13 protein-coding genes are annotated in these 16,176 nt (G+C 64.2%); 7 read left to right on the top strand and 6 right to left on the bottom strand.

Going from position 1 to position 16,176, the window contains the following annotated elements; all coding sequences use genetic code 11:
• Positions 1–16: 16 nt before the first annotated feature.
• On the top strand, positions 17–1,036 hold the full coding sequence (locus JIG36_RS48700) for a hypothetical protein (RefSeq protein ID WP_203383755.1): 1,020 nt from the start codon (positions 17–19) through the stop codon (positions 1,034–1,036).
• Between the two features lie 137 nt (positions 1,037–1,173).
• On the opposite strand, the gene JIG36_RS48695 is transcribed toward JIG36_RS48700, so the two are convergent.
• Complete coding sequence (locus tag JIG36_RS48695; protein WP_236049945.1) at positions 1,174–2,100, bottom strand: hypothetical protein; 927 nt, start codon at positions 2,098–2,100, stop codon at positions 1,174–1,176.
• A gap of 32 nt (positions 2,101–2,132) precedes the next feature.
• Positions 2,133–2,900 (bottom strand): hypothetical protein, encoded by a 768-nt coding sequence (locus tag JIG36_RS48690; protein WP_203383753.1) that lies wholly within the window; start codon positions 2,898–2,900, stop codon positions 2,133–2,135.
• A gap of 465 nt (positions 2,901–3,365) precedes the next feature.
• On the opposite strand from JIG36_RS48690, the gene JIG36_RS48685 reads away from it, so the two are divergent.
• Genes JIG36_RS48685 through JIG36_RS48670 form a run of 4 tightly spaced genes read left to right on the top strand, consistent with a single transcriptional unit; the run spans position 3,366 to position 5,079 of the window.
• Positions 3,366–3,707, top strand: a complete 342-nt coding sequence (locus JIG36_RS48685) for a hypothetical protein (RefSeq protein WP_203383752.1) — start codon at positions 3,366–3,368, stop codon at positions 3,705–3,707.
• Positions 3,707–4,036 (top strand): hypothetical protein, encoded by a 330-nt coding sequence (locus JIG36_RS48680; RefSeq protein ID WP_203383751.1) that lies wholly within the window; start codon positions 3,707–3,709, stop codon positions 4,034–4,036. Before JIG36_RS48685 ends, JIG36_RS48680 begins: the two co-directional genes overlap by 1 nt.
• 9 nt (positions 4,037–4,045) lie before the next feature.
• Positions 4,046–4,765 (top strand): hypothetical protein, encoded by a 720-nt coding sequence (locus JIG36_RS48675; protein WP_203383750.1) that lies wholly within the window; start codon positions 4,046–4,048, stop codon positions 4,763–4,765.
• Positions 4,762–5,079 carry a hypothetical protein gene (locus JIG36_RS48670; protein ID WP_203383749.1) on the top strand — a complete coding sequence of 106 codons (318 nt, stop codon included), beginning with the start codon at positions 4,762–4,764 and terminating at the stop codon, positions 5,077–5,079. The genes JIG36_RS48675 and JIG36_RS48670 overlap by 4 nt, the downstream gene beginning before the upstream one ends.
• 267 nt (positions 5,080–5,346) lie before the next feature.
• Here JIG36_RS48670 and JIG36_RS48665 read toward each other — a convergent pair whose 3' ends face one another.
• Positions 5,347–6,132, bottom strand: coding sequence for a GIY-YIG nuclease family protein (locus JIG36_RS48665; protein WP_203383748.1), 786 nt, complete (start codon positions 6,130–6,132; stop codon positions 5,347–5,349).
• Between the two features lie 258 nt (positions 6,133–6,390).
• Positions 6,391–8,298 carry an ATP-binding protein gene (locus tag JIG36_RS48660; protein ID WP_203383747.1) on the bottom strand — a complete coding sequence of 636 codons (1,908 nt, stop codon included), beginning with the start codon at positions 8,296–8,298 and terminating at the stop codon, positions 6,391–6,393.
• 287 nt (positions 8,299–8,585) lie between these two features.
• Here JIG36_RS48660 and JIG36_RS48655 point away from each other — a divergent pair, with 287 nt between their 5' ends.
• Positions 8,586–11,861: a hypothetical protein gene (locus JIG36_RS48655; RefSeq protein WP_203383746.1), complete on the top strand. Its 3,276-nt coding sequence runs from the start codon at positions 8,586–8,588 to the stop codon at positions 11,859–11,861.
• A 394-nt stretch (positions 11,862–12,255) separates the two neighbouring features.
• Here JIG36_RS48655 and JIG36_RS48650 read toward each other — a convergent pair whose 3' ends face one another.
• Entirely contained in the window at positions 12,256–13,209 is a 954-nt protein-coding gene (locus tag JIG36_RS48650; protein WP_203383745.1) for a hypothetical protein, read from the bottom strand.
• 321 nt (positions 13,210–13,530) lie between these two features.
• On the opposite strand from JIG36_RS48650, the gene JIG36_RS48645 reads away from it, so the two are divergent.
• A complete protein-coding gene (locus JIG36_RS48645; protein WP_203383744.1) occupies positions 13,531–14,271 on the top strand; it encodes a hypothetical protein in 741 nt (246 codons plus the stop codon).
• 463 nt (positions 14,272–14,734) lie between these two features.
• Here JIG36_RS48645 and JIG36_RS48640 read toward each other — a convergent pair whose 3' ends face one another.
• Positions 14,735–15,238, bottom strand: a complete 504-nt coding sequence (locus JIG36_RS48640; protein WP_203383743.1) for a hypothetical protein — start codon at positions 15,236–15,238, stop codon at positions 14,735–14,737.
• Positions 15,239–16,176 lie beyond the last annotated feature (938 nt).

The following is a 16,176-nucleotide window of genomic DNA, read 5'->3' as shown; positions in this document are numbered from 1 at the left end:
AGGACCGGACTCGACCATGAGCACGCATCCTGTTGCCTTTGTCGATGAAGCTTTCATCCGTTTGCAGGGGCACCCCGGCGCCTATCTTTTCGCCGCTGTCCTGGTCGAACCTGACGACCTGCCCACCGTCGTCGAGGCCGCCCGCCAAGCCGCCGGCCCGCACGACGAGTTCCACGCCAGCAACCTCTACCGCCGCGGCCATGTCCAACCCATCGAAGACATGCTCAGCGCAACCGAAGCCCACGCTGGTTGGACCCTGCTGGCCGCGCAGGTGCCCCTCGGCGAGCACCAAGAGGCCGCCAGGCAGGCAGCGCTGACACAGCTGCTTCACCGTCTCAACGAACAGAAGGTTCGGGATGTCGTGCTCGACACCCGGGCCAGCCCGCGCGAACAGCTCGACACCCAACTGCAAGGCCGAAAGGTCAACCCAAGCGATCTGCCTGACATCACCACCTACCGCCGGCTCGTCCGAGGACAGCAGATCAGCAGCCGGATGCGGCTGCAGCACGTCGACGATCGGCATCAGCCCGCGCTGTGGCTGCCCGACGTCACGGCGTGGGCTTTTCAACGGGCACTCGTGTTCGACGAACCGCAGTGGTGGAGCCGCGTCGCCGGCGTCGCCACCATCCACGACGCCGCGACAGGCCGAGAACTCACCCTGACAAACGACAGGACCGCTCCACCCACAGGCGAACGCGGTCCCCAAACTCCGAGCCAAAGTGCTCAGAACTCGTTGTCGTCGAACACATTCTATACGTTGAACGGCGGAACCACGAACCGTTCGCAGGGGCCAGGTCACCTCTACACCAGCCTGCTGGCGCAGGCGCTCGACGCGAAATCTGCACTCGACAATTCGACTCTTAGCACCAGCGTCGCCACACTCGCGGCGAACGTCGAGCGACTCGCATCGACCATCGCTTCCATCAGTCATCCCCACAATCCGCCCCGCTCGGCTGGTGTCGGACTCGGCGGCCCTGACACAACCGAACACATCCGTGCGCCCGTTCAAGAGTGGACGGCACCCGAAATCGAGTGAGCACTGCGGGCTCATCCACACTCTGTGATGGCGCCGGAAGGAGGCTCGCCTTGTCTGCGGCATAGAGTGCGGTCACAAGAGGCAGACTGCCGTCCACCACTCGCCGGGCGCACGGCTGCTACCCGGTATGTGGGTTGTCACCAAGGGCAGTCCGCTGCGACCTGTTCCGGGTCGACATCCGCCATGACAAACTCAAGTCCGCGCTGACGGACTCGCTGATACCGCAGACTCTTGAGTCGTTGCACCGCCGCATCAGGTAGACCGACTAGGTCGTCACTACTTGCGCACAAGCTGGACGTAATGCGGAACGGTTGCCCCTTGTTGTCAAGCAGTGCTAAATACTGCTCGCCGTCGATTTGATATTCGATGGCCAGGTCAAAGCTGTACGCACCTAGCTGCGTATCGAAATCGATCTGACCTTCGTCTTCGCCTCGCGCAGGGATCTGCCAGCTCTTCTCCTGGAAGAACAAGGTGGGATCCTCGCCTTCGTTGTTAAATGCACGGGCCTCAGGAGCGGCCAGATCGAGGTCGAAGTACATCTTCGGCTCGTCTCCGGCTTCACCACCGCCAAGAAAAGCCGCCGCAAGCGGCATGCATTCACGGACCAGGTTGACCGGATGAATCCCCGCGATATCGATGGGCTGATCACTGGCGTTGGCAACGACGACGATCGCGTGACCACCGCCGACTGCGTACGCACCTTGGGCGAATGTGTCATCGATACTTAGACTGCGCATGTCCGCAACCTCGAACGCGGTGCGTTGCCGGTCGAACGCGGCTACATCGTAGGCGAAGTCTGCTTCACCGCCGCCGAGCATATAGGTGGTGCGTGCGGTGAGCCCGCCGCTTTCCGGTTCGGTAGCGGTGGTCGGCTCCTGAGGCGGTCGAGGGCAGTTCGCGGTAGGAGCAACGAGAGGGTCATCGGCCTCGATGGCCGTGCCGGTCGGCGCGGGCGCTGGCGGGTCGGGCTGGGCTTTCTCCTTGTCACCGCTCGAGCAACCGACAAGTACAAGGAGCGTCGCTGCCACGGCGACAGCCGCGCACATCCTGGCGGGGTGCGCCATGAAAGGACCTCCACAATCGATCGTCGTATGTGTCATCCGCAACCAGGCGCTTGCGTAGCGTGGACGCCGCCGCCGGACCGCAGGTGAGGAAATGATTCCGAGGGTGGGAACCAGTCAGCGTTGTCGTTGCTCTTGAGCACTAGCGTCCCGCCGGTGGCGTACCAAGTCCGGTTCGTTTCCGTGAAGTAGAGCTTGAGCGGTACCGAAGAAGCGCTTCCCGTTGTGACGCGACGCAGGTGCTGCAAGGCAGGTGCAGCTGCCCGGACCCGTACGGTGGTGCACGGAGGGATGGTTCCGATGTCGAGTTCTGCGTCGCCAGCCCCAGCCCCAGAGTCAGTCGCCGCAAGAATCCGGATATCGAAGAGGGCCGCTGGAGACATGTTTTGAACGAAGACGTCGATGCCTTTCGGGACGCGACTGTCTGAGTATCGACCGTCGGTGTGCCAGATTGCGACGCGAGCCGCGTGTTCCTGCGCGGTGTGCAATGCGGTTTGCCTGTTCAAGCCGATCTGCTGATCGTTGATACGCACTTGCCCGACCAAAGCAATCAACGAGGCCGCGAGCGCGACGGCGCCCACCACCGCGCTAAACCAAGCGCCGCGCGCCTGTGACCAGGACGCCTGCAACTCGGTCTTCTTGCCGTCCAAAAGCGGCGTGCCGGACGGGGTATCCCGCTCGCTAGGCGCCGCAGACGCCGCTGGCAGCAGCGTAGGAGCGGTCTGGGCTCTCGCCGCGGCAGCACGCCGTTGGCCATAGCTCGCGACGAGAACGGCTGCGGCGAGAAGAACGGCTGCGCCCATCGCAGTGTCCCGGTGCCCCATTCGACTCAATGACTCAGTCCTCGTAGTCGCTTTCCATGCTGAGGAGATATTGTCAGGCTTGGTCCACGGGGCGCGAACCGACAGAACTCGTGCGTCGGCGTACGCCCCAATCCCCCGCCTGCGAATTCGATAGTGACGGGACCTGCAATTTCAGCGGCCGATGACCACTATTCGCCCGCTCACCGCCTCACCATCGCACGTCGTACGCGCGCCAACGCACGATTAGGCGCTGATTCACTCTTAACGCTTACGAGGTTCCTGCGGGCGCAGATGCGGTGTCAGCTGCGGGAATCGACTCTACTCACGGCAGCACAAAGGCGAACGCTCGCAAGAAAGGTTCACCCCCGTACACGCTGGGCGACGGACCGAAGCTTGCGGGGCTCCACATGTTGGTGAACCTACGGCGGACATCGATGCGTGCTTCTCTTTGGTACGGTCGGCGCGATGGTCGGCACGAAGGGTGAGCGAGGCGTGACACAGTCCGCGATCGAGACGCGAAGGCTCGTTGGCAAGGTCGTGCTGTTCTTCGTGCTGTGCTGGGTTGTAGTGCTCATCTCCGGCATCTCTGGAGCGGCTCAGGACGCCGAGTTCAAACCTCTCAACGTCGTCATGGCGCTGCTCCCTGGCTGCGCTTTCGTGCCCGCCGCCTACTTCGCTGTAAGGCTGCACCTCACGTCAGATCCCGACGCACTCGGGCAGATCTGGCCGAAGACATTGGTGTACGGAGTGTCCGGGCTGGTTCTTCTGATCGGTTCGGCCTACGCCATCTACCAGTTGGGACAGTGATGGGTTTCAAGGTCGCGGGCGCTGACATCGTGGGCTACTCGGCCCAGCTGAGCTACCTCTACGACGACGTCTTCCGGGCCGAGAGCTACATACAGCAGCACGGCAACTTCAGCTTTCACCAGTCAGGGATCATCGGCAGCCTGGCCGGCCAGCACGCCGACCTCATGGATCAGCTGCAGAAGCTCCACGACAACCTCGAGGAGATTCTCTTGCGGTCGAAGGAGGCGCTCAGTGAGATCGGCGCTCGCTACCAAGAGACCGACGAAGCGACTTCCGCCCGCATCGACGCGACTTACCCCGAGTCGCCTCGACCCCACATGGAACGCTGAAGCGATCGGATGACCGCGCCGAGCCGCTACCTGGTCGCACCGGCCGAGCCCGACGACAGCGTTACCAACGGATTCGTCAATCCGATCGACATCTTCAACTACGTCAGCCCGTCGGCCTGGGTCAACGACATCATCGAGAAGAGCACCGGGGTGGACATCTTCGGATACGCCACCGATGCCCTGACCGGCGAATGGGACGCGCTCTACAAGTTCGGCGACGCCTTGGGCTCGCTGGCTCAATACATGCAGGAACTTGGCATCCAGATCCAGAGCGGCATCCTCAGGGTGGATGCCACCTGGGATGGCAATGCCAACGATGCCGCCTTCAACTACTTCACCAATCTCGCGAAGGCCACCAGCGAGCAACAGGTCGCGCTGTACGAAGCAGCCAAGGGCTATCACGAAGCCGCGAAGGGCGCATGGCAGCTCTCCAACCAACTCGGCAACCTGCTCCAGGCCATCGCGGACAAAGCGATCATCATCGGAATCTCGGCCGCTGTAGGCACGGCTACCGCAGAGACCGGAGTCGGCGCCGTAGTCGGATATGGCGTCGCTGCCTGGCAGGTCATCGAATTGCTCGACCTGGTCAACAAGGCGTCCCAGATCATCAACACCGCAGGCACTGTCATCCTCGCGGCCTTCGGCGGCGGCATGGTCGTAGCCGGACAAGGCGGCGACCTCTCGGGCGTACAGCTACCCTCAGCCCCTTATACGGCACCTGGAGCATGAGCGTGACCGACCATCAGCCCATCGACGACGAGCTGCTTCGGATGGTCGGCAACGCTCAGGAAGCGCGAGCGGTCAAGGAGAACCTTCAGCGACTGCGTGACGGTGCCGGCGGGCCAGCGTTCGCGGAGATGGCGAAGGACCTGCTCGAAGGGCGAACAACACTTCGGGAGATCGGCAACAGCGCGGCATACGGTCCGCAGCTTTCCGCGGCGTTCAGGCGCTTCCAGCAGTGGCGGAGCGAGCTGACTCCAGAAGAGCGCGCGAAACTGGAGCGGAAGGCACAAGAACAGCTTGAAGATCCTGGTACTGCGTAAGCCGACGCAGGGTGATTTTGTTCGCAGGTTCGGGCACCAGATGTCGCCGAGCTTCGGCACCGCCGAGGTCTCACCCCATTTCGATGTTCGTGAGTTTAGGATCCACTCTCAGCGAGACCCGCTAAGGCATCGTCGGCCGGCCCCATCATTCACGCACAGTGACCAGTGCCTGAGACAGGTCACCCCTTATCTGCGGCAAATCAGTGTGTTGGGTCTGGGTGCAAATGCACATCCCGCAGCTGAATGACAACTAAGGTCCGTCGTGCTCTAGCCGACTAGAACGACACTGTACTTGAAGTCCTCTGGCAGGCGCCCAGTCGTTAGCACGACCACATCCGACTTGATCTGTACATCCATATTTACCCGAGTACCGCTCTTGTCGTAGATGGAGACAACGAGATCTCCACCTCCTGTAGGGTTACGAATCTCAAATCTATTCTTACCGCTATCTGCGATAGCGTCTATATACTCAATGGAAGCAACGTACTTAGTTGCATTGCCGTGGTTAGTCACCTGGGTGGGCTGCGTCATGCCAGCATTATGACCCCTTGTCGACGACGGAGCGGCGCGAACCCCGAGATTCGCGTGGCTGCGCTCAGCTAAATGTGTGACGGTCGGATTCGCGAACCAGGTGTACAGCAGCTCGCTTGCGCGTCTGTCGGTATGCGTATGACCACGATCGTAATCCCACCCTGCCCCCTGGGCTGGGGGCGTCCCGCCAGTCAAGGCGGACAATCGGATGAGAGCCGTCTGAACGTGTCGTCGTTCTGACTTTTCGACCGGCCACGTCAGACAACGCCTTTCTGGAAATGCTGCCAATACTGGTTCTAGTCCGCAGCCAGACGCTTCCCAAAGTCCAGCCCCTTTTTTGCGGTTCAACACAAAATTTTGAACGAAATTACTTTCTTTGCCTATTCGTTTTTTAAGGCTTTCTGCCTCGCCGATATAGAGAACTTGCGCGTTTTTATCCTGGCTTTCAAGCCAGGCATAAACGCCTGATTTCGATGCAGGAGGAACCCCTGCGGCAGCCAGAACTTTCTCGATGATAGCCAACCGCATATCTCTCCCTAAGTCGTATCGATCGCAGGAGCGGCGATCCTCGTTCCCGGGTGTGTCGATTCGCTCGCCAGCTAGCTGGCGAGAACGGAGCACATAGTGGCTATTGTTGATTGTCGATGCCAATACTTGCGCCAGCTCAGTCGAGGCTAACCCGCCTAGCAGGTAGATGCACACACATCGAAATGATCGAGTATCCTGTTCTCGGCAGATTCGCGCACCCGCCGCCCCCGAGTGGCTTCTGCCGCTGTCCAACTAATCAGGCGATCCGCACTTCTTGGCGAGCAAACCGTTCACATCGGCGGCAAGGAAACCCCAGCCGAGGGCCAGATCGGTGAGGCTGTCGGCCACCAGGCGCTGACGGGCTGCGTGGTCCGGGTCGAACGGGCCGACGATGCGTAGCGCCGTCTGTGTCCGGGAGACATTGTGCGGGCCGTCGCCGAGCGCAGCGAAATCGAAGACGTCCGCCAGATTCAGCTGGCGTGCAACGGCCCCGTCTCCGTCGGCGGGCGCAGCCGCTCCGGCGTGTATGTAGAAGACGACGAACGGGGGCGCCGCGTACGGCAGCCGGATGAAGTCGGGCTCCAGCGGCTCGGGCAGCGCGATGATGGCCTCCCAGAGTGTGACCAGAGCGTCGACGAGGTCGACGATCGGCAGGCGATAGCGCGTCGGTTGCGCGTCGTCGGGGCCGGGCGTCTTCGGGAGATGTCGAAGGTTGAGGCCGAGGTCGACGGTGGCCAGGACCGACGACGGGGAACGCCAGTTGCCGGTTTGCAGCACCGAGTTCGCGGTCACCGCCGACCGGCCGTCGGGCTCCGTGATCTGGGCGCGGACGTGGGAGCTGATCGCCGAGTGATTGCTGTCGGAGCCGGTGGCCAGGCTCCACGTCGGCGTCTCGACTGCCGTAGTGTGGCGTTGTACGAGCCTGGACATGTGCGCGGCGAGGCCGGACTGCGCGAGCAGGTCGCGGTGCCGGTGCCGGGCTTCGACTGGGAGCGACTGCGGCCCGTACGTCCACTTCTGCCAGGCGACGTCGAGAACGGCGCGCAGATACAGCTCGGTGAGCTCGCCGGTGGCGAAGTTGTTGTGGTGCGTCTCGAAATCGCGGCGCGTATGCGGCCGCCACAGCAACCGGCCGCCCGGCGACACCTGGGCCAACCGGCCGGGCCCGAACCGGCCACCCTCCAGCTCGACCGTCCGCGCGTCGGCCCGGATCACCAGCGGGGTACCGGCCGGGGCCGAGGGCAGGCCGACGTTGCTGATGCTCACCTGCGGGTCGGCGGTGTCGCCCGTTTCGCACAGGTCTTCCCAGATCTCGCTCGGAACAACGGCGCCGGCCCGGTCCGGCATCACGGTCAGAACCGGGCCGGGTGCGCCGTTGCGGCTGGCGAGCGGTTGGATCAGGCCGGGGCCGACCGCGGTGACCGGCTGCGTCGGATGCCCGAGGGCGGTCTGTCCGCCTGCGGCGGCGTACGCGGTGGTGAACTGCTGGCGCTGCCGTCCGGCGCCTTCGCCTACCTCGGGATGGGTCGGCGCCGGGAGCGGGGGCGCGGGGGCGGGCGCGGGAACTGCGGCGGCGACGGCTTTCTTCACCGCGTCGATGATGTCCGCTCGTGGGCCGCCCTCGGTATTCCAGCCGGTCGAGAGCAGCCGCTGAAGGCCGTCGTGAGTCAGCCACACCGTCGCGTCGGCATCCCGGATCGGGACCCCGACCGTCGTGGGCGTCTTCCTGCCGTCGGGACCGGGCACGACGAACGGCTTGGCCGTCTCGGGTTGCGCCGGAATGTCGATGACCAGCACACCCCGCTCGTCATCGACGGGATGAAAGTCGACGGTGAGGTCACGAACGTGTGGTCGGACGCGGTCGCGGATGAGTTTGCGGTACCGGTCGACGTCGACCAGGCGCGCCGGGACGGGCTTCACCTCGTCGATGATCTCGCGACCGCCGTCGGCCCGCGTGCCGAATCCGACGAGCAGCAGACCGCCCCGGCTGTTCGCGAACGCCGCCACGTCCTTGATCAGCTCGCCAGTCCCGGCGGGGTCGTCGAGCTGGTACACGCCGGACTTCACATCGAGGACTGCGGACTCCGGGATTCCGACGAACCGGTCCCAGCTGCGGGCCGACACCCAGTCTCGCGCGGTCGCCGCTGGGCTGTTGTTCATGAGACCATTGTGGTCGCACTGCGTGACCTTCGACGTTCCGGGGTCGGTGCGAGAGCGCGGCCCCGCTCTCGCGTCGTGAAGAGGCCGGCCCGCGGAAGCTCCACCTCCTTCGACCGGTCGCCGATTCGGCGGAGTAGGCCGGGCGGAAGGGCGAACCTGCCTCGTACAAGGCGACTGCGGGCTCCACCGAACGTCGAATCCTCGGCCCTTGAACCGGAAAATCGTGCGCGTGTTTGGTGGCCGTCCCCCTACGATCGGCTCGCACGGTACCGGCGATGGGGGCGGTCATGGTTCAGGGCGACGACGCGATGCGGCCGGCGTTGACAGCACAGCAGGCCGACATCCATCGGCGTTTGACACGGCTAGTCAGCCCCGGAGCGGCAGAGTTCTGGCGGGAGGCGTGCGACCGGATGATGGAGACGCCCGTACGCCCGACGACGAGCCACATGGTCGGTCACGCCCTGCGGGAGGTCGACAGCGCGATCCGGGCCGTCCTGGAAAAGCGCGCCATGACGCTGGTCGACCCGAGCGAGATCAAGAAAGCCAACAAAGAAGGAAGCAGGGGAAACCTGCAAATCGCGGCGATCTGCGACGACCTGCAGATTCCCGCGACGCACCCGCTGAGGGCGTTCTGGCTCGGCCAGAACCCGGAGATGCCGATCGGCCTGCACCGGCGCGCTCACCGCAACGGCCTCGACTACCCCCGCCCCGTTGACGCCGACTTCCGGGCCTTCTTCGGGCAGATGGAGGCGCTGTTCGACCTGATTCTCGAGCGCTTCGAGCGGCGCTACCGCGCGGTCCTCGACGACCTCGACCTGCTCCTGGCCGAACAGCACCCCACGGAGAACCACGCTGAGCGTCTCGCGCAGAACTTCCCCGCCAACGAGACCGCCCGACGATACTTCTTCACCCATGCCTCGCCCGCGTGGCTCAGCGCGCTGCGCGCGAAGGACTTCTTCCGTAACCCGCCGCAGCCGACTACCGACCTGGACGGCCAGGTCCTGGCCCTGAACCGCTGGCCCGAATCGGAATACCTGGTTCGGATGGCCGCCGAGGACCCGGCGGCGACGACCGAGGCCGTGCTCGACATCCCGCCGACGGACAACAGCTACGTGATCTGGGACCTGACCAAGGTCGCCCTGGTCCTGCCGACCGACTTCGGCGCACAGCTCGTGCCAACCATCGTGGCGTCCGTGCCCGGTCCGTACGGCATGATCGCCGCCGAACAGATCGGCGATCTCGCCCTGCGCCTTGCCCGCGCCGGCCACGCCGACGCCGCAGACCAACTCGTCCGCAGCGTCCTCAACGACGTCCCCGGACGCGGGCACGAACCAATCCGCGTCTACGACTACGTCAGCGTGGTCCGCGGAGCACTGCCGACGGTGGCGGCCATGGTCGGGCTGCCCGCGATGGAATTCACCCTCGGCCTGCTCGACACCGCGGTCACCGTCTACGGCGATGACGGTGAGGACCAGTCGCGAGTCTGGCGGCCGTCGCTGCTGACCGATGAGAACGAGCCGTACGGCCCCTCTGTCCGTGATGCCCTCCTGGACACGGCCCTCTCGATCGCCGACCAGTTCCTGACCGCCGGCACCGCGACCCTCGACGAGATTCTCGGCCTGCTGGAGCAGCATCGGGCGCTGATCTTTCGCCGCATGGCGTTGCACCTGGTGCGCGAGCACGGCCACGGCGAGCCGGAAACCGTCCGTCGCTACCTTCTTGAGCGTGGCCTGCTCGCGGACGAGGGCGCCGCGTACGAGTTTCAGTTGCTGCTTGCCGATGCTCACGGCCGGCTGCAGACGCGCGAGGTGCAGCAACTCGTCGCCGTCATTCTGGCCGGCCCGGACCTCGACAACTGGCGAGACCGGCACACCCGAACCGGTGATGATCTGGATGTCGATGCCGGGCTGCGTGACCGCGCCGACCGGTGGATTCGTGATCGGCTGGCGCCGCTTGAGCCCGTCCTTGACGCCGACGCCCGCAGCCGATACGAGCACCTGATCGCCGAGTATGGGCCGGCGCCCGACCTGACGGTCGCGCCGCTGAAGGTCACCTTCGGATGGAGCAGCGGGGATTCCCCGGTCGACGCGAACGATCTGGAGCCTATGTCGACGACGGATCTGGTCAGCTTCCTCGCGAGCTGGCAACCGCCGCAGGACTGGCGAGAACTCGACCGATCATCCATCAACTCGGCCCTGAGCGCCTCCGTCGTCGCCGTCGCCGAGCAGCGCTCGCGGGACGCCGTCGCGCTCATCGGCGTCGAGCCGGCGCACGCTGCCGCGATCCTCGAAGGCTTCGCCGTCGCGGCCACGGACCACCGAGCGCTCGACTGGCCGACGCTGATCGGCTTCCTCACGTGGATCGACGAACAGGCCGTCGCGGAACTGTTCGCGGGACGAACCAGCCGCGCCGACCGGCAGTGGCGGCGGGCCCGCTACAACGTCCTGCACCTGATCGGGCTCGGGCTGAGCTACCCCGAGGACGGCATACCGGCGGCGTGCGAGCCCGCGCTCGCGGCGATCGTTGGCTCGGCCAGCCTCGACCCCGATCCCGATCCACAGATCGAGCGGGACGACTCGTCGGCCGCGCTTGACGCTGTCCGCTCGACCGCCCTGCACGTCATACTTCGCATCGCCGTATGGAAATCCCAGGTCGACCCGGCCGCCACGTCGGCCGACGTCCTGAGCCTCGTCGAGCAACATTGCGGCACAGGCGACGACTCGGCCGCAGTGCAGGGGACGCTGGGACGGGCACTACCGCTGATGTATCACCTCGACGCCGGATGGACGCGGGAGCACCTGCCCGACATCCTGCCCCTCTCGACCGGACGGGAGACGGCCTGGACGGCGACATGGCGAGGCTATATCGACAACCAGCCACCGCCTGACGACCTGTGGGAGATGCTGCTGCCGCACTACGACCGCGCCGTCACCGAGCTCTCCCCGGCCGGAGACGAGTGGGCGATCTACCGGGCCAGCCGGCTCGCTCTTCACCTCGGTCACCGATACTGGTTCGGGCACATCGGCCTCGACGACGCCGACCAGCTTCTGCGCCGCTTCTACCGGCAGGCGCCCCCGCGCGCAGCGGCGGTCATCGTCGAGAGCGTCGGCAGGGTGCTCGCCACGGCCGTACCGCTGAAGCCCGAGCGCCGCGAACGCCTTATCACGCTGTGGGAATTCCGGCTCGCCAGTGCCGACCCGGCCGCCGCCCCTGACGAGCTGGGAAACATCGACGCCTGGTACCTCAGCGACGCGTTCGACCCGGCGTGGGCGCTCGCCCAGCTGCACGCCGCGATGTCCAGGGACACGACATTCCATCCGAGCGCCCGCGTGCTGACCAAGATGACCGAACACGCTGCGCAGCACCCTGCGGTGTGCCTCGACATCTTCGAGTTGTGGCTCGACCACGACCCGGCCTATTGGGATTACGCCCGCAGCCTCGACGACATGCAAACGGTTCTCCACACCGCCGCGAACGCCGGCGAGCAGCAACGAATCCGGGTAGAACACATCGTCAGCCGGTTCGCGGCCCGCGGAACCGAGCAACTGCGCTCCGCCCTGTAAACCCAACCTTCCGGAGGTCACCCCAAAGCATCAGCCCTCCAGCGGTCCTCTCAGCCGAGGTCAGGATCGGAATTGGGTTCGTCACGCGGGCCGACCTCCTCGACACCGGCGTGTGTCGGCGTACGGGTTCCACGGCAAAGGCGGGTACGCCACATGTATCCGGACATTTTCCGGACTCGGTCAGCGAGTCACTCCCGAGCTTCCGACTGGATAGCAAAGACCCCGGCTAGCTAACAGTGCACCGCCGTCTGCTCGGCAGTTGAAAGCTTTGAGTTCGCGGCACTTGGGGAGTCATTGCTTATCCGAATTGAGATCTCGACGTGTCCATTCGGTCCAACTGCCTCGAATCATCCAATTTACTACGCCGCACTGCTCCGGTTGGGCCGACTTTGTATTATTCGCTCTCGCCCGGTTGGCTTTCCATCTGCGCCGTTAATGCCTCTTCGCTTACCGCGTCGATCGGGACCTCCCATTGAGCGGGAATCTCGGCAGCGGCTAACTGCTTCGGCTCGTCCAGCTTCAAGCCGCATACGGGACATGCCACCCGGCGCGGGTAGATGATCACTCTCGGATTGGGTGAATAGTAAGTTTCGCCTTCTTCTTCGAGGCTTTCAAAGTCCCAGTCGATGTCGAATCCGCCCGCGCAGTTTGCATTGCAGTCACAGGCAGGACACGTGACATGCGAAAACGCCTCCTCCTCATCAGTCGGGAAGGCTGCGGCGTTAGTTCGCGTCCGTACAATCTCCGCCAGTTGCTGTGCCGACACGCTAGCCGACACGATGGCGAATGCATCTCTTCCCTTCTTGATCTTCTTTTGGACAAGATCTTCGATGCCGGAAGACGCCAGTTCCAGAACGGACTCGATGTAGTCATGATGGCTGATCCATCTGTCTGCCGAGGGGACGCCGAGCGCTTCATATATGTCGTTGCTAGCTGTCAGGAATGCCACAAGAGAGTCGCGAGTAGATTGCTGCGGACGATATCCCGCGTGGATCACGCCATCTCGAGTGTCGATGAGATTCCGGATGGATTCCTCTTGGGCGGATAGTCCGGGTAGGATGCGACGAACTCTGTTCATTGCCTCCGCAGCGCTAATCGTCTTGGGTGATGCAGTGCGTGCGTGCATTCCCAGCCCGCAAAGATGAAGCAGTGAGTCGAAGTCTTTTCGCTGCAAGTCGATAAGTAGTGCCGGATTATGTGAGGCTAGAAGCGCTTTTGACACGTGCTCCAGTGAAACTGCGGCGTCAACATAAAAACGTCCCCAATCCCTAGAAATGTAATGTTCAATAGAAGTCTTGGCGCGGTCTTTGGCGGACCGTACGAGTTCGTCCTTGTCGAGGGGTGCCATCCGGCCAAGCTAGCGGAGTTCAAGGTGCCTGTCATCAGAAGATTTCGAGACCCGAAAACCAAGCCATTTGAGGAGCACCGATCTAAATCCGCCGCCCGCAGCGGGCTGCCCTGATGCACTCAATTCGGCATGAGCGTGTGTTGAGCATCCCCGATGTGCGTGACGTCGCGTGACAGCTCGCCGACGGCTGCCATGCATGGACAGTGGCAAATCTGGATACGTGCACACCGGCCGCTATGCATAAACCTCGTTCGAGTCATCAGTTAGATCATGGCGTGTCGAGGCCGCTCACTGGCCGTTTGCTCTCCGGAGGGTTAGTCGATGGCGGGGGTAGCGGTGACCGTTCAAAAGGATGTGCCGGCAGATCGCCCAGTGACGTCGGTGGTCACAGGGGTTGCGGTAACGGCGTGCGCGGGTATTGCTGGTGCCGCCGCTGCGGTGCCGGGCCGGGTTTTCACCGGCGTCGGCGGCTGGGTGTTGCTATGGGAGTACTTCTGGGTGATGTGGCTGCTGTGGCCAACCGTGGCGGCAGTTGGGATCGTGTTGGCGGTCCGGCCGCAGTGGAGGCGTCCTGCGGCGGCGAGCGCGTTGGTTCTGGCGCTGCAGTTGTGCGGTCACGGGCTCGTGGCGGTGCGGGACTGGTTTAACACGTCCGGAGCCAGCGCGGGCATGCGGCAGACTGATCTTGCCTGGGTGGTTGGGCTCGCCGCGGTGGTGGCGCTGGGTGGGGCAGTAGCCGCCTGTATCTCTGCAGCGCTGCTGTGGCGCGAGCCGGCCGGCGGATGGCGCGCTGTTCGGCCTAAGAAGCCGGCTTATGTGGTGGTGGCTCTGTTCGTCGCGCTGGGTCTGCCCCTGGCGCTGGCCTTGTTCAGGGTGGAGTTCAGGTCGGTGACCATGGTCGGGCAGAACGGACTTCTGTACGGGTTGCCATGGGGCGCAGGCATTGCCGCCGCGGCTTGGCTTAGCCGTCGAGGGAGAACCGCAGCCCTTGCTACGGTCGTGGTCTCGGCAGCGCTGGTCCTAGCCGAGTGCATCGTGCGCACGGTGACTCTTTCCTGGTAAGCGAAATCCTGGCACACGTCTACTCCGGCCGGCTGCCACCAAAACGTAAGCGTTTAGAAAGATGCCCCGCCCCGCAGGTCCTGTCCCGCTTACCGAGCCCGCTCATGCGCGACTCGTGGCAGATCAGGACGGCCATGCCGAATGAGCACGGCCATGTCGGTTACGGAGGCATTCTAAGAAGGGACGACACTTCGTAGGTTCAGTAACCGCGCCCCTGGCTAAGCGCTGCGAGACTGTCACCGAGGGCCGAGTCGATTCCGTCGTAATCGCATAAACGCCTGACCCAAGTAGAGGATCGCGGCCAGCGTTGCTACCACGCCGAAAATGACGCTTCGCGCCCCGTACTCGTCGTCGCCCACCAGCGCTACCCATTGCAACACGGCGATGACCAGCCACAATCCGCCCAGACTAAACCCCCACGCGGGTGTCTGCGTTATTTCCAGCCACGACCGCTTCCGGACAGTCACCGCGGCTCCCCCTGCTGGTCGTCTTCAAGCGGGTTGGTGGGCAGGTGGCGGACGAGCGCGGACCGCAAAGCTGCTGGGCCAGGCCGCAGACTGCCAACCGGGACAGTAAAGGCTGTCCCGTCCGCAGTATCGCGCAACCGCGGCAGGTCCCGGTGCGGGTCGGTACTGCGGACAGAATCGGGGTCGGTGGGGACGACGTCGAGGACGGCCCACAACCCGCGGCGGCGCACCTGCGCGGAAGACGTCTCGGACCAGTCGAGCAGGATCGGGTCACCCCCGTCCGCCGCCAGTTCGATACCGCCGGAAGAGATCCGCACCCAGGTACGCCGACGCCGGATCTGCCATGCCGCCCCGGCGGCAATGAGCAGGCAGTACGGCACCGATTCTCCCACCGCCTCGCCGATCCGGCGCCAGCTGGCGCTATCACCGTCCAGCAGGCCGAGCAGCAAGATCGCAGCGGTCGCGGCGGGTATCGCCGCGACGAAGATGACGAGGAACATCCATGCCGGTGATGACCGGAACAGCTGCGTGTCTGGGGCTGGGGCGGTGACCTCTTCAGGGCCGATCGAAGAGCGGGGCATCGTTGCCGCCTCCAAATTGAAGGAGCGTGATGGTGAGGCAAGAGCGCCGACAGACCTGCTTCATGATCCTCCATCGTTCACGCCTGCATTCTGTAACTACCATCGCCGAATGGCCGCCACCAAACCGTCACAATCCTTCGCCAAACGGTGTTGTCCTCCGCGCCCTTCGGACAAAAGGACGTCACCCGGTGCGTGGCAGACGATCGTCGTATCAGCGTGGGCAAGCTCATGTGGATGCAGATAGACGACAGAAGGCTCCACCACGGAACGTGAGCCGATGACTCTGCTAGCGCGCCCGCTCGGCGGCAAATGAATGTGTCTGGCGCAAGCTCTGGCGAAGATGGTTGCGGCATGCTGTTTCGGTGTTTACCAGCGATCCTTTAGCTCCACTCGCAGATTGGTCACCGTGGCTGCCGTTCCACGATGCAGCAACGTCCGCGCCGCGCCTGCCCGGTGTTTACCTCGCTCGGCAGGGGCAGCACGGCGCTTTGGTCTACGTCGGGATGGCCGGCGAGCGTCGTGGGCAAGGCGTTCGGGGACGGCTGACGGTGTATCGCCGAGGCAAGGGAGCCGTAAGCGGCCTCGGAGAAGCCGTACTGGACCGTGCGCTCGCCGATGTGGCCTTCGTGCAAGAGCACCTTGAGCAACTCCTCGCGGGCCGGCAGAAGCGCGCTGCGGTGTGGGCCCAAGACGCTCTACGGTGGTCCGACCTACACATCCGATGGGCGACAACCGCGGACCGGCAGGCCGCAGTGGCACTTGAGCGAGCCGTCTTAGACGCTTCGATGGGGTTGCCACTCTGGAACCGAGCGCGGTAACGGCCTCTCGCCGCGGCAAGAGAGCGCACGCACAGAAGC

The sequence above is a fragment of the Paractinoplanes ovalisporus genome (assembly GCF_016834655.1).
Lineage (GTDB): Bacteria > Actinomycetota > Actinomycetes > Mycobacteriales > Micromonosporaceae > Actinoplanes > Actinoplanes ovalisporus.
Note: the sequence above shows the minus strand (reverse complement) of the source record. Positions and strands in the feature narration are given on the sequence as shown.